The organism is Streptococcus infantis (assembly GCF_047464615.1).
GTDB lineage: Bacteria > Bacillota > Bacilli > Lactobacillales > Streptococcaceae > Streptococcus > Streptococcus infantis_Y.
Genome location: NZ_JASHBO010000015.1, coordinates 36,784 through 50,084, shown reverse-complemented (window position 1 = coordinate 50,084; position 13,301 = coordinate 36,784). Strand labels below are relative to the sequence as shown.

General features: G+C 36.5%; 13 protein-coding genes. 12 read left to right on the top strand and 1 reads right to left on the bottom strand.

The window, feature by feature from the left end:
* Positions 1-97: 97 nt before the first annotated feature.
* The 4 genes from QM450_RS09070 to QM450_RS09055 all read left to right on the top strand — a co-directional run bounded on the left by QM450_RS09070 (position 98) and on the right by QM450_RS09055 (position 5,068).
* Entirely contained in the window at positions 98-1,690 is a 1,593-nt protein-coding gene (locus QM450_RS09070) for a RyR domain-containing protein (RefSeq protein WP_414320362.1), read from the top strand.
* A gap of 12 nt (positions 1,691-1,702) precedes the next feature.
* On the top strand, positions 1,703-3,130 hold the full coding sequence (locus QM450_RS09065; protein WP_414320361.1) for a toll/interleukin-1 receptor domain-containing protein: 1,428 nt from the start codon (positions 1,703-1,705) through the stop codon (positions 3,128-3,130).
* A gap of 164 nt (positions 3,131-3,294) precedes the next feature.
* Positions 3,295-3,936, top strand: a complete 642-nt coding sequence (gene serB, locus QM450_RS09060; protein WP_414320360.1) for a phosphoserine phosphatase SerB — start codon at positions 3,295-3,297, stop codon at positions 3,934-3,936.
* Between the two features lie 16 nt (positions 3,937-3,952).
* The gene (locus tag QM450_RS09055) at positions 3,953-5,068 is read left to right on the top strand and encodes a glycerate kinase (protein WP_414320359.1); all 1,116 of its coding nucleotides are present in this window, start codon (positions 3,953-3,955) and stop codon (positions 5,066-5,068) included.
* Here the strand turns inward: QM450_RS09055 and QM450_RS09050 are convergent.
* Positions 5,065-5,511 (bottom strand): DUF1694 domain-containing protein, encoded by a 447-nt coding sequence (locus QM450_RS09050; protein WP_414320358.1) that lies wholly within the window; start codon positions 5,509-5,511, stop codon positions 5,065-5,067. The genes QM450_RS09055 and QM450_RS09050 overlap by 4 nt on opposite strands.
* Positions 5,512-5,675: 164 nt before the next feature.
* Here QM450_RS09050 and eno point away from each other — a divergent pair, with 164 nt between their 5' ends.
* The 8 genes from eno (at position 5,676) to QM450_RS09010 (ending at position 13,248) form a co-directional block, all read left to right on the top strand.
* Positions 5,676-6,980: a surface-displayed alpha-enolase gene (gene eno, locus QM450_RS09045; protein ID WP_000022825.1), complete on the top strand. Its 1,305-nt coding sequence runs from the start codon at positions 5,676-5,678 to the stop codon at positions 6,978-6,980.
* 230 nt (positions 6,981-7,210) lie between these two features.
* Positions 7,211-8,551 (top strand): exodeoxyribonuclease VII large subunit, encoded by a 1,341-nt coding sequence (xseA, locus tag QM450_RS09040; RefSeq protein ID WP_414320357.1) that lies wholly within the window; start codon positions 7,211-7,213, stop codon positions 8,549-8,551.
* Positions 8,529-8,741, top strand: a complete 213-nt coding sequence (locus tag QM450_RS09035) for an exodeoxyribonuclease VII small subunit (protein WP_000043228.1) — start codon at positions 8,529-8,531, stop codon at positions 8,739-8,741. The genes xseA and QM450_RS09035 overlap by 23 nt, the downstream gene beginning before the upstream one ends.
* On the top strand, positions 8,738-9,613 hold the full coding sequence (locus QM450_RS09030; protein ID WP_414314920.1) for a polyprenyl synthetase family protein: 876 nt from the start codon (positions 8,738-8,740) through the stop codon (positions 9,611-9,613). Before QM450_RS09035 ends, QM450_RS09030 begins: the two co-directional genes overlap by 4 nt.
* Positions 9,606-10,421 carry a TlyA family RNA methyltransferase gene (locus tag QM450_RS09025; protein ID WP_414320356.1) on the top strand — a complete coding sequence of 272 codons (816 nt, stop codon included), beginning with the start codon at positions 9,606-9,608 and terminating at the stop codon, positions 10,419-10,421. The genes QM450_RS09030 and QM450_RS09025 overlap by 8 nt, the downstream gene beginning before the upstream one ends.
* The gene (locus tag QM450_RS09020) at positions 10,414-10,845 is read left to right on the top strand and encodes an arginine repressor (RefSeq protein WP_049526273.1); all 432 of its coding nucleotides are present in this window, start codon (positions 10,414-10,416) and stop codon (positions 10,843-10,845) included. Before QM450_RS09025 ends, QM450_RS09020 begins: the two co-directional genes overlap by 8 nt.
* Positions 10,846-10,851: 6 nt before the next feature.
* Entirely contained in the window at positions 10,852-12,519 is a 1,668-nt protein-coding gene (gene recN, locus QM450_RS09015; protein ID WP_414320355.1) for a DNA repair protein RecN, read from the top strand.
* Positions 12,520-13,248 (top strand): metallophosphoesterase family protein, encoded by a 729-nt coding sequence (locus QM450_RS09010; protein ID WP_414320354.1) that lies wholly within the window; start codon positions 12,520-12,522, stop codon positions 13,246-13,248. It abuts the gene before it with no gap.
* Positions 13,249-13,301 lie beyond the last annotated feature (53 nt).

Genomic DNA, 13,301 nt, shown 5'->3' with positions numbered 1-13,301 from the left:
ATCTAATCAGTAAAAGGAAGTATAAATGATTAGGATTTATTGTTAATTATTGACAGTATCTGTTTGAAAATTAAAATATATAATTAAGGAGAAAATTGTGTTATTTTATTTAAGTTTATGTACTTTTCTAGGAATTAATTTAGTTTATATTATAAAAAAATTTTTTAACAAAACAGTTTTTATCCTAAGTCTTGCAATTTCATTTTGGATAATTTCTTTGCCAACATACTCTTGGATTGGTGAGGGAGAAATTGGTGCTATAATTTTGCGAAATTTAAGCGAAGTACTCCTTTCTTTACTAAATATTGCAAAATTTTTTGTTTTGGGACTTGATATTCGTGAATTACTAGGTAAATTTCCTATTAGTTATAATATAAATTATTTATATTTTTGGATAGTCATACTATACACTTTGGCATCTGCAACCACTTTGACAGTAGTTCTTTCTTATTTCAGTCAGTTTATTACAATTCTTAAAATTAGATATTTTCATACATCGAGTAATCATATTTTTCTGGGCTTATCAGATAATAATTTGAAAGTTGCCAATCAGCTTAATAAATTAACTCCTAAAGCGAAAATTATTTTTACTCCTATTGCAGGGGAATCTATATCTATTCAGCCTTTTTTAAAATACGAAAGTAATATTTCATCTCTTTTAAAACAATTAAGCAATGCAGAACAAAATAATTATTATATCTTGAATAAGGATGTTTCAAGCATTGAATCAGCTATCGACTTATTGAAAATATATGGTAATAAAATTACAAATGACTATGTATATGTACAAGATTCCTCAAAAGTCTTAGAAATGTATCTACAAAAACAGAAAAGGGAGGATAGTCAACTTAAAGTTAGATTAATAAACAGCCCTAGAACTACCATATATAACTATTTTTTTGAACACTCTAAATACTTGACAAGATTATTTAAAAATAAAGGGAAAATAATTATAATAGGTGATAATGAAATTTCAAAGGAGGCTATTAAATTGCTACTTTGGCTTGCTCAAATAGTAAGGTATGAGTTAGATTTACTCTTAATAACTTCTTCGTCGAAGCTAGAAGAAGACTTGAAATATGACATGCCAACTCTTTTCGATAACATTCAGTACGAAACCCCTCATTATTTTGAATTTAAAGTGTTACCAGAATTAACCCCAAGTTTTATTAATTCTTATTTGAAAGAATTTCAATCGTTTAATTATGTTTTTTTAATGCTTGATGATTTCACTAATTTGGAGATGGTAAATTATTTACAGAGAAATTTTGATTTTTCTTTTGGATTTTCCTTTACACTTTCATCACCATCTTTATATGATTTAAACAGTTTAGAGTATAATGACAATTTGATAGACTACTATCCATTTAGTGTACATTTTAATTCTGAATTAGAAAAAAAAGCTTTAAATCTTCATCAGAAATTTCAAAATCAATTCGTTGAAAAAAACTTCTTTAATAATCAATATAATTATTTTTCGTCTATGGCACGTGCTTTGAGTGAAAAATATGGTGAAAAGAAAAGGAATGATTATGATAATCTAGAGAAAGAGCATAATAGATGGTCTATGTTTCTGAAAACGGAAGGTTGGCGGTATAACAGTACAAAAAGTAATAGTATGAAACACCATCATTTATTAATTCCTTTTGAACAATTACCAGAACAAGAAAAATCTAAGGACTTAAACTAAGGAGACTAGAGAGTGGTAGAAAAACAAGAAACAAATACTTTTAGTAAACTTGCTAATCATGTTATTTTTAATTCTGTTACGGATAATCCTTACTATGGTGATGAACGGAAATTTTTTAAAATTAGAAAATTAGGAGAGCCATTTTACTCTACAAATATCCATCTTATACCTGGTGAAGAATATGAAGCAGAAATTTTTTTTCATAATAATGCAAATCCTATCTTAAATAAAAAAGAAAATAACTATATGGGGATTGCATTAGATGTAAAATTGAATGTTTGGCTACCTGCCACTATCAAGAAGGGGCAGACACTTTTGGCTAAGGCGACTATATCTGCAACTCATCCTAAACCACAGGTTGTTTTTTCAGAAGTTTATTTGAGTTCATTAGAAAGAACAGTTGCACTTAGATATAAAATGGGCTCTGGAATATTTATAAATAACAGTAAGATTTCGGGACAACTAGTTTCTGGGACTATACTTGATGAAGGAATAAAGCTTGGATACGAAGATCTAAATGGGATTCTTCCTGGTGGACCAGATTATGCTGGGAAGGTTAGGTTTCAATTTAAGGTTGATTATCCAGACTTCAAGGTAGAAAGCCTAGTAGCTGAAGATAATTCAAATGATTTTTTTCCTGAAATAACCTCAATCTCAGATACATTTCGAATAGATGGAATATATAGAAATACAGGAAGCGTAATACAAAATAATGTAAATATCAAAGTAATTCTTCCTGATGAATTTGAATTAGTACCCGGAACGACTCGAATTACTTCAAGTCAAAATGAAATTGTCGATTTAGAATCAGAAAATTGGTTTCATTTAAGTGATAATATTTGTTCCTCTGGAATTAATATTGGTAATTATTCAAGTGGTTCTTGTGCAAGAGTAAGTTTCATTATACGAAAAAGAGATTTGATGATTTGTGGTTCATACAGTTTAATAGTACAATATATTACTGCTAATGGTGGTAAGTCAGATAGAGTGAATCTAAATATAGTGAAGAAGAGTAAGCCGATTGCCTATATAGGAGAAGAGCCATTTATATTTTTTAGCTACTCACGAACCAATAATACTTTAGCATTAGAAATAATTGAAAACTTACAAAAAAATGGTTACCGTGTTTGGTATGATGAAGGTATTTTACCATCTAGTGATTGGGCGGATCAGATTGCTTTAAAAATCGAGAAATGTAGTGGATTTCTTGCTCTTATTTCTGAAGAGTATCTAAAATCTAAGAATTGTATGGTTGAGTTGGCTTATTCTAAAGACTACTCCAATACTCCATTATTAGTTTATTTAGATAACGTGTCATTACCAAGAGGTCATAAACTATATTTTTCTGGTGTTCAAGCTCTTAATTTCTTTGAACACCGAGATATAGATTTATTATTACGTAAGGTTAATTCCTCTCCTAAGCTTTACAATTGTAAGTAGGATAAAAAATGATAAAGGATTACTCAAATAATAGCTTTCTTGTATTATGAACTTTGTATGGGAAATTATCGTAAATTTCAATTGATAGAATTAAAATCTATAGTTATACTATGTTGAAAGAACTTTAGATAACCAATTTAAGATAATGAAAGTATGGATTATAAATGAATAATGTTAGAGGACTCTGTGTACTGGATGTTGATGGGACACTGATAGAAGAGGAAGTTATTGATTTGTTGGGGAAAGAAGCAGAGTGTGAAGAAGAAGTAGCTCTACTGACTGCCCAAGCTATGAGAGGAGAACTTGATTTTGAAGAAAGCCTGAGAAAACGTGTTTCTTTATTAAAAGGACTATCTGTAGATACTTTTGATAAGATTTATCATGAACTACACCTTAGTAAAAATGCTGCGCAATTTATTAACACTCTGCAAAAAAATCAGATAGAAGTGGGTTTAGTTTCGGGTGGATTTATGCCTGTTGTTGAAAGAATAGCAAAAGATTTCGGGATTTCATTATTTTCTGCTAATCAACTGGAAATCAGAGATGGTCATTTAACTGGAAATCTTGTTGGTCCTATTATCAGCAGAGAAGTTAAAAAAGAAACCCTAGTAAGATGGGCTGATGAATTAGAGGTACCAATTGATAGAACAATTGCTATTGGAGATGGAGCTAATGATTTAGCAATGTTGAAGAGAGCTGGAATCGGCATTGGCTTCTGTGCCAAAGAAATCGTGAAAGAGGAAATTCCCCTTCAAATTGAAGATAGAGATTTAACAAAAGTATTTAATCTGATAGATTTCCTTTGATTAGAAAGATGAGTGTATGAAAATTGTTATAGCACCTAACTCTTTTAAGGAGAGTCTCCCTGCAAGTGAAGTAGCTAAAGCTATTAAACGAGGCCTTAAAAAGGCTCTACCTGAATCGAAATGTTTGCTCTTACCTGTTGGCGATGGAGGGGAAGGAACAGTGGATGCCATTAAAAATTCACTTGGTCTTGTAGAAAAAACTGCTTTAGTGACAGGTCCCTTTGGAGATGAGGTTCAAATGACTTATGTTCAAAAAGGAGAACTTGCTCTTTTCGAGGTGGCTGATTTAGTTGGGCTTGCTAAAATTCCTATTGAAAAACGAAATCCCCTGAAGATTCAAACAAAGGGAATTGGTCAACTGATCCTATATTTACTCGAACAAGGAATGAAAGAGATCTATATAGGAGTTGGTGGGACATCCAGTAACGATGGTGGGATTGGTATTGCTTCAGGACTCGGGTATCAGTTTTACGATGAAAACGGAATGGAACTTGAGGCTTGTGGCCAGTCCTTATTTGAAGTAAGTAAGATTTTGGACAAAAGTGTCGTTACCATCCCTGCAGATGTGCATATCAAAATCTTAGCGGATGTGACCAATCCTCTCTGTGGACCTCATGGAGCTACCTATACATTTGGAAAGCAAAAAGGATTAGATCAAGCTCAATTTCAAAAAGTTGATGATGCTGTTGAAAACTTTTACCACAAAGTTGAACCTGAAATTCTAAGTCTTGAAGGAGCTGGAGCAGGTGGTGGTATTGCAGCTGGCTTGTGTGCCTTTGCTGGAGCAGAGATTGTATCTGGTATTCAAACCTGTCTAGATATAATCAATTTCGATAAAAACGTTGCAGATGCAGATCTAGTTATTGTTGGTGAAGGTAGGTTAGATTCTCAAAGTTTATCTGGTAAGGCCCCAATCGGAGTAGCAAAAAGAACACCAAATGGTGTTCCAGTTATTGCTATCTGTGGTAGTTTAGCTGAGGATTTACCTCCTTTACCATTTGAGAATATTATTGCCGCTTTTTCTATATTAGAAAAAAGTGAACCACTAGAAGACAGTCTAAAAAATGCCGCTATCTATTTAGAAGATACAGCAGCAAATATTGGTCAAGTCTTAGCTTTGAAGAAAAATTAACCAAACCACTTTTTCCAAAGAGAAGTAGGAGCTTTTTTCATCTCTTTTTCCTGCCATAAGTCTGAAAAGGCCTTTCTGAGGTCTTTTTCACTTGTTTGAACAGGTGAGTCACTGTGAATAATCAAGCCAAAAGGGGATGAATTGTGATCTTCTGAAACGATAGTCGCTTGGCAATCAGCATCTTTGGCTTGTTTTAGATAAAAAACTTGTTTATCAAACTCTACCTGAGGAGAAATTTTGACAAATAGAGGTTGAGTCTCTTTTTTAAAGGTTTCTAGAATTGTTAAAAATCCATTTTTAAATTTATCATCATCGGCTATTTGAAGATCTGCATAGCCAAGGACACGTTCCTCGAAAGTTCCTAGAAAACGTCTCTGTTCATCTGGATTTAGTTTAAGCCCACCATAAGCTTTTTCTAGAATTTGTTTTGATACATCTGTCATAAAAATAGTATATCATAAAATAAAGGAGAAAACAGACAAAAGAAAGCGATTACTTTATAAACTTAAGGAAAATTTGCACAAAGATAACGTTTTTCCTTGAAAAAGGAGTCTTTTTAAGGTATCATAGAGGTGTAAAAAATTTAACTCAATAAGGAGAGTAAAAAATGTCAATTATTACTGATGTTTACGCTCGCGAAGTCCTAGACTCACGCGGTAACCCAACACTTGAAGTAGAAGTTTACACTGAATCAGGTGCTTTCGGACGTGGTATGGTTCCATCAGGAGCTTCTACTGGTGAACACGAAGCAGTTGAACTTCGTGATGGTGACAAATCTCGTTACGGTGGTCTTGGTACACAAAAAGCTGTTGACAACGTAAACAACATCATCGCTGAAGCAATCATCGGCTACGATGTACGTGACCAACAAGCTATCGACCGTGCTATGATCGCACTTGACGGAACTCCTAACAAAGGTAAATTGGGTGCTAACGCAATCCTTGGTGTGTCTATCGCTGTAGCTCGTGCTGCTGCTGACTACCTTGAAATCCCACTTTACAGCTACCTTGGTGGATTCAACACTAAAGTTCTTCCAACTCCAATGATGAACATCATCAACGGTGGTTCTCACTCAGATGCTCCAATCGCTTTCCAAGAATTCATGATCGTACCTGCTGGTGCACCAACATTCAAAGAAGCTCTTCGTTGGGGTGCTGAAATCTTCCACGCTCTTAAGAAAATCCTTAAATCTCGTGGTCTTGAAACAGCCGTAGGTGACGAAGGTGGATTCGCTCCTCGTTTCGAAGGAACTGAAGACGGTGTTGAAACTATCCTTGCTGCTATCGAAGCTGCTGGTTATGTTCCAGGTAAAGACGTATTTATCGGATTTGACTGTGCATCATCAGAATTCTACGATAAAGAACGTAAAGTATACGACTACACTAAATTCGAAGGTGAAGGAGCTGCTGTTCGTACTTCTGCAGAACAAATCGACTACCTTGAAGAATTGGTAAACAAATACCCAATCATCACTATCGAAGATGGTATGGATGAAAACGACTGGGATGGATGGAAAGCTCTTACTGAACGTCTTGGTGGTAAAGTTCAATTGGTTGGTGACGACTTCTTCGTAACAAACACTGCTTACCTTGAAAGAGGTATCGCTGAAGGCGCTGCTAACTCAATCCTTATCAAAGTTAACCAAATCGGTACTCTTACTGAAACATTCGACGCTATCGAAATGGCTAAAGAAGCTGGTTACACTGCCGTTGTATCACACCGTTCAGGTGAAACTGAAGATTCAACAATCGCTGACATCGCAGTTGCAACAAACGCAGGACAAATCAAGACTGGTTCACTTTCACGTACAGACCGTATCGCTAAATACAACCAATTGCTTCGTATCGAAGACCAACTTGGTGAAGTAGCTGAATACCGTGGATTGAAATCATTCTACAACTTGAAAAAATAAAATAGTTCAGTGAACTATTTTATCCCGAACCTTGAAACTCAAAAGTTCGGCTCTTGATTAAACAAGATTTAAGCCCCTCGGATTTTATCCGAAGGGCTTTTGTATATTATAAGACAAGGTCAAAGAAATCCAGTCTTGTTTTCGTATTCTAGAGGTGAAAAAAGAGATTTTTAAACGTTTTTTTGGTATAATAATACCCAGGAAAAACTAGAGAAAAGAAGGAGGTAGAGATGGAAAAGTATTTATCGGTTACAACTTTGACTAAGTATTTAAAAATGAAATTCGATAAAGACCCCTACTTGGAACGGGTATATTTAACTGGTCAAGTCTCTAACTTCCGTAAGCGTCCAACCCATCAGTATTTTTCTCTTAAGGATGATCGTGCAGTTATTCAGGCAACCATTTGGTCAGGTATTTATCAGAAACTAGGTTTTGATTTGGAAGAAGGGATGAAGATCAATGTGGTTGGTCGTGTCCAAGTCTATGAGCCAAGCGGAAGTTATTCGATTATCATTGAAAAAGCTGAACCAGATGGTGTTGGTGCCTTGGCTATCCAATTTGAACAGCTTAAGAAGAAACTGGCAGAAGAAGGTTTGTTTCAAGAGCGCTTTAAACAATCTTTACCACAATTTTCAAAAAAAATAGGTGTGGTGACCAGCCGTAGCGGAGCTGTCATTCAGGATATTATTACGACAGTCAGCAGACGCTTCCCTGGTGTAGAAATTGTCTTATATCCTACTAAAGTTCAAGGTGAGGGTGCTGCAAAGGAGATTGCTCGTAATATAACTCGAGCTAATGAACGTGAGGATTTAGATGTTCTGATTATTGGTCGTGGGGGAGGTTCCATTGAAGATCTTTGGGCCTTTAACGATGAAATTGTAGTTCGAGCAATTTTTGAATCTCGTTTACCGATTATTTCGAGTGTAGGTCATGAAACAGATGTCACCTTGGCTGATTTTGTTGCTGACAAGAGAGCGGCAACGCCGACAGCTGCTGCTGAACTCGCTACACCAGTAACTAAGTTAGATCTTTTGACCTATCTTCAGAATCAAGAAAAACGCATGACTACAGCAGTTAAGCATAGTTTGTCAAAGAAACAAGAAGCTTTGAGAATCCTCAGCCAATCGGTTATCTTCAGACAACCAGAGCGTTTATATGACGGTTATCTACAACGCTTGGATCAGTTACAGCTGCGACTGAAGCAAGGACTGAATGCTGAATTGGTTCGTAATCAACAAAAGGTTCAAGAACAAGTCCACCGTTTGGAACAATTATCACCAATCATCAAAATCCAGCGTTATCAGGATCATATCCAGCAATTAAAGAAACTGCTGCGAAGCCAGATGGCTGTGACCTATGATGCAAAAGTAGCAGAAGTAAAACGCCTATCAGAAGCTCTCCTTATGCTAGATACTAGTCGAATTGTAGCCAGAGGTTATGCAATTGTCAAAAAAGGAGAAGTTGTAGTGGCTTCTGCGAAAGATTTGAAAGAAAATGACCAAGTATCACTGTTGATGCGGGACGGTCAAGTAGAATTAGAGGTTAAAGATGTCAAAACAAAAGAAATTTGAGGAAAATCTAGCAGAACTTGAAACGATTGTTCAAAGCTTAGAAAATGGTGAAATTGCTTTGGAAGATGCTATTTCTGCATTTCAAAAAGGAATGCTCTTATCCAAAGAATTGCAGGCAACACTTGATAAGGCTGAAAAGACCTTGGTCAAGGTGATGCAAGAAGATGGAACAGAAAGTGAACTGGTATGAACAAGCAAGAAAAACTAGCTTTGGTCGAGTCAGCTCTTGAAGACTTTTATGGCAACCAACAATTTGCATCCAGTTTAAGAGAGGCTGTTCTCTATTCCGTCCATGCTGGTGGTAAACGGATTCGTCCATATTTACTTTTAGAAATTTTGGACTCCTTGCAAGTGCCTATCACTCAGGAACATGCTCAAGTTGCAGCGGCACTAGAAATGATTCATACAGGAAGTTTGATCCATGATGATCTTCCTGCTATGGATAATGATGATTTTCGTCGGGGGCGTTTGACCAACCATAAGGTGTATGGTGAAGCTCTAGCTATTTTAGCAGGGGATGCGCTTTTTTTGGATCCCTATGCTTTAATTGCTCAAGCTGATTTGCCTAGTCAAACCAAGGTAGATTTAATATCTAATTTATCCCTTGCTTCTGGAAGTATGGGAATGGTAGCTGGTCAAGTGTTAGATATGGAAGGCGAAGGAAAACACTTGAATTTAGAGGAACTTCAGACTATCCATGCTAATAAGACAGGTAAACTTTTAGCCTTTCCTTTCCAAGCGGCTGGAATCATTGCTGGATTGGATGAAAATCTTCAGAAACAGCTTAAAACAGTTGGCGAGTTGATTGGCCTGGCTTTCCAAGTGAGAGATGATGTGCTTGATGTTACAGCAAGTTTTGAGGAAATCGGCAAGACACCCCAGAAAGATTTGCAAGCCGAAAAGTCAACCTATCCTGCATTGTTGGGATTAGATCAGGCGATAGCGTTTTGCAATCAGACCTTGGATCAAGCTAATGCGAAACTTGAAGAGATTAGCCAAGTTGTGAGCTTTGACAAAGAACCAATTGTGAAAATAGTAGAAAGTTTGAGAATCAATGGCTAAGGAAAGAGTAGATGTATTAGCTTACAAACAAGGTTTATTTGAAACGAGAGAACAAGCCAAACGTGGTGTTATGGCAGGTTTGGTAGTCGCTGTTTTAAATGGCGAACGATTTGATAAACCAGGAGAAAAAATTCCTGACGATACAGAGTTGAAACTCAAGGGCGAGAAACTTAAGTATGTCAGTCGTGGTGGCTTGAAACTTGAGAAGGCGCTAGATATTTTTGATCTATCAGTTGAGGGACAAACGACCATTGATATCGGAGCTTCAACTGGAGGTTTTACGGATGTCATGTTGCAAAATGGTGCTAAACTAGTTTTTGCAGTTGATGTTGGTACTAACCAACTGGCATGGAAATTACGTCAAGACCCTCGTGTGGTTAGTATGGAGCAGTTTAATTTCCGTTATGCTGAAAAGACGGACTTTAATCAGGAACCAAGTTTCGCAAGTATCGATGTCAGTTTTATTTCCTTAGGCCTTATTCTGCCAGCTTTACACCGTGTCTTAACTGATCAAGGTCAGGTTGTAGCTCTAGTTAAGCCTCAATTTGAGGCTGGTCGAGAACAGATTGGTAAAAATGGAATTATCAGAGATGCCAAAGTTCACCAAAATGTTTTAGAATCAGTTACTAAAATGGCAGTTGATGAAGGATTTTCAGTTTTAGGATTGGACTATTCTCCTATTCAAGGTGGTCATGGAAATATTGAATTCTTAGCCTATTTACGAAAAGAAGATCACGCAATCAATCAGGTTACTTCTGAAATAGAAAAAATAGTGGAGAAAGCACATAGAGAATTTAAAGATGAATAAAAAAGAGAGACTTGAGAAGATTAGAAGATTTGTTACAGATTATCAAATCGGTACCCAGGAAGAAATCGTTGAACACTTGAGAGAAGCGGGTATCTCTGCTACTCAAGCAACAGTCTCCCGAGATATTAAAGAATTAGGTATTGTAAAAATTCCATTGAAGGACAATACTTACATCTATGAATTACCAAAATCAATCGTTAGAAGCTTGCAGTTGGCAGAAAACAATATTATTCATGCTGAACGCATGGGGCATATGATCAATTTGCAAGTCATTCCAGGAAATACTATTTTCGTCAAGAGTCAGTTGATGACTGTTTTTTCTGACCAAATTTTTAGCTGTATTGCTGATGATAATTCCATCTTGATGGTATTGAGAAGTGAAGAAACAGCCAAAGATATTTTTGAGCAAGTTAAAAATTGGTAGGATTATATGTTACTGGAAATTTCGATTAAAAATTTTGCTATCATCGAATCAATTTCTTTGAACTTTGAACAAGGGATGACAGTTTTAACTGGTGAAACAGGTGCGGGTAAATCAATCATTATTGACGCTATGAATATGATGTTAGGAGCTCGAGCTACAACAGAAGTTATTCGTCATGGGGCTCCAAAAGCGGAAATTGAAGGTCTTTTTTCAATTGAAAGTAATCGCGCGCTAGAAGAAATTTTTGATGAACAAGGATTAGAATTGAGTGATGAAATCATTATTCGTCGCGAAATTTTACAAAACGGCCGAAGCATCAGTCGTGTCAATGGACAGATGGTTAATCTGTCAGTGTTAAGGACGATTGGTCAACAGCTAGTTGATATCCATGGTCAACATGACCAAGAGGAGTTAATGCGCCCACATCGACATATTCAGATGTTGGATGAGTTTGGGGATGCTTCTTTCTTTGAATTAAAAGAAGCCTATCAGATGAGATTTGATAACTATCGCCGTATGCGTAAGCAAGTGCTTGACATCAAAAAAAATCAGCAGGAACACAAGGCTCGAATTGAAATGTTGGAATTTCAGATGGCTGAGATTGAAGAAGCTAATTTGAAAGCTGGTGAAGATATTGCCCTTAATCAAGAAAGAGACAAACTTCTTAACCATAAACATATCGCCGATACTTTAACAAATGCTTATAGTATGCTTGATAATGAAGAATTTTCAAGCCTTGCAAATGTTCGTTCGGCCATGAATGATATGGAAAGTCTTGAAGAGTTCGATCCAGAGTATCGTGAGATTTCAAACTCCCTTTCTGAATCCTATTATGTTCTAGAAGATATCACCAAGCGGTTGGAATCCATTATTGATGATCTAGATTTTGATGGTAATCGTTTGATGCAGGTTGAAAGCCGACTAGATTTAATTCACACCATTACCCGTAAGTATGGTGGTAGTGTAGATGATGTCCTTGAATACTTTGCCAAGATTACAGACGAATACAATCTTCTAACAGGAAATAATTTATCTTCTGAAGATATGGAAATCGAACTCAAGAAACTTGAAAAAAAACTTGTGGATTTAGCAGGTCAAGTTGCTCAAGCTCGCCATAAAATAGCGCAGGACTTAGAAGCTGAAATCAAGCAAGAATTGCAAGACCTATACATGGAGAAAGCACAATTTCAAGTTCGTTTTAGTCAAGGAAAATTCAGTCGCGAAGGTAATGAGAGTGTTGAGTTTTACATTTCAACCAACCCTGGCGAAGACTTTAAACCCTTGGTCAAGGTTGCATCCGGTGGGGAATTATCCCGTCTTATGCTAGCCATTAAATCCGCCTTTTCTCGCAAAGAAGGCAAGACAAGTATTGTCTTTGATGAAGTGGATACGGGAGTTTCAGGTCGTGTGGCTCAAGCTATTGCGCAAAAGATTCATAAAATTGGACAGCACGGTCAAGTATTAGCTATTTCTCACCTTCCTCAAGTTATTGCGATTGCAGATTATCAGTTCTTCATCGAAAAGATTAGCAATGAGCATTCAACCGTTTCAACAGTTCGCTTGCTAACAGTTGAAGAAAGGATTGAAGAAGTCGCTAAGATGTTGGCTGGAGAGAATGTGACAGAAGCAGCATTGACTCAAGCGAGAGAATTATTACAAAGTAAGGAGAAATAAATGACAGACTATTATGTAATTGGTGATGTCCACGGAAAAGCTGGAATGTTAGAAGACTTACTTAAAACATGGGATGGCAAAACTCAATTGCTCTTTCTTGGAGATTTGATTGATAGAGGAGAAGATAGCCGCCGTGTTCTTGAAATGGTCAAGGATTTGGTAGATAAGCAAGGAGCTATTTGCTTATCAGGAAACCACGAGTACATGTTTTTGACTTGGCTGGATAATCCTGTAGAAAGCTATGACCACTATCGTCGTAATGGTGGGGATACAACCATTAATTCCATTTTAGGCCGTCCACTAGATGCACCAGTAGATGGAGTAGCAGATGCGAAGCGTGTCGAGACAGAAGCAGCAGACTTAGTGGAGTTTATCCGTCAGATGCCTTTTGTCATTGAAACAGATAAGTATATCTTTGTTCATGCTGGTATTGATTTGACTTTGGATGATTGGCATGATACTACCGATTATAAGAAGGTATGGCTCAGAAAACCATTCCACGAAGCAGCCAATCATACTGGAAAAACCATTGTCTTTGGACATACACCAGTCTATGGTTTGTTGGATCAAAAACCTGGTACATCTGAACTTTGGATGACAGAAGACTGTAAGATTGGAATGGATGGAGGAGCTGTTTACGGCGGTGTCCTTCACGGTATTGTCTTTACCGACCAAGGTATGACTGAGCACTATTTCATCGAAAATGATGGCTTTGTTGCTGAAGATTAGTACTCCTAACAGGGTATGGTCTTGTCAAAATGTTAAAAACAATTTATAATTAA

Coding starts and splice junctions, on each gene's coding strand:
- recN (WP_414320355.1), top strand. CDS start 10,852: ATGTTACTGGAAATTTCGATTAAAAATTTTGCTATCATCGAATCAATT.
- QM450_RS09030 (WP_414314920.1), top strand. CDS start 8,738: ATGAACAAGCAAGAAAAACTAGCTTTGGTCGAGTCAGCTCTTGAAGAC.
- QM450_RS09035 (WP_000043228.1), top strand. CDS start 8,529: ATGTCAAAACAAAAGAAATTTGAGGAAAATCTAGCAGAACTTGAAACG.
- QM450_RS09025 (WP_414320356.1), top strand. CDS start 9,606: ATGGCTAAGGAAAGAGTAGATGTATTAGCTTACAAACAAGGTTTATTT.
- xseA (WP_414320357.1), top strand. CDS start 7,211: ATGGAAAAGTATTTATCGGTTACAACTTTGACTAAGTATTTAAAAATG.
- QM450_RS09055 (WP_414320359.1), top strand. CDS start 3,953: ATGAAAATTGTTATAGCACCTAACTCTTTTAAGGAGAGTCTCCCTGCA.
- eno (WP_000022825.1), top strand. CDS start 5,676: ATGTCAATTATTACTGATGTTTACGCTCGCGAAGTCCTAGACTCACGC.
- QM450_RS09050 (WP_414320358.1), bottom strand. CDS start 5,511: ATGACAGATGTATCAAAACAAATTCTAGAAAAAGCTTATGGTGGGCTT.
- QM450_RS09020 (WP_049526273.1), top strand. CDS start 10,414: ATGAATAAAAAAGAGAGACTTGAGAAGATTAGAAGATTTGTTACAGAT.
- QM450_RS09010 (WP_414320354.1), top strand. CDS start 12,520: ATGACAGACTATTATGTAATTGGTGATGTCCACGGAAAAGCTGGAATG.
- serB (WP_414320360.1), top strand. CDS start 3,295: ATGAATAATGTTAGAGGACTCTGTGTACTGGATGTTGATGGGACACTG.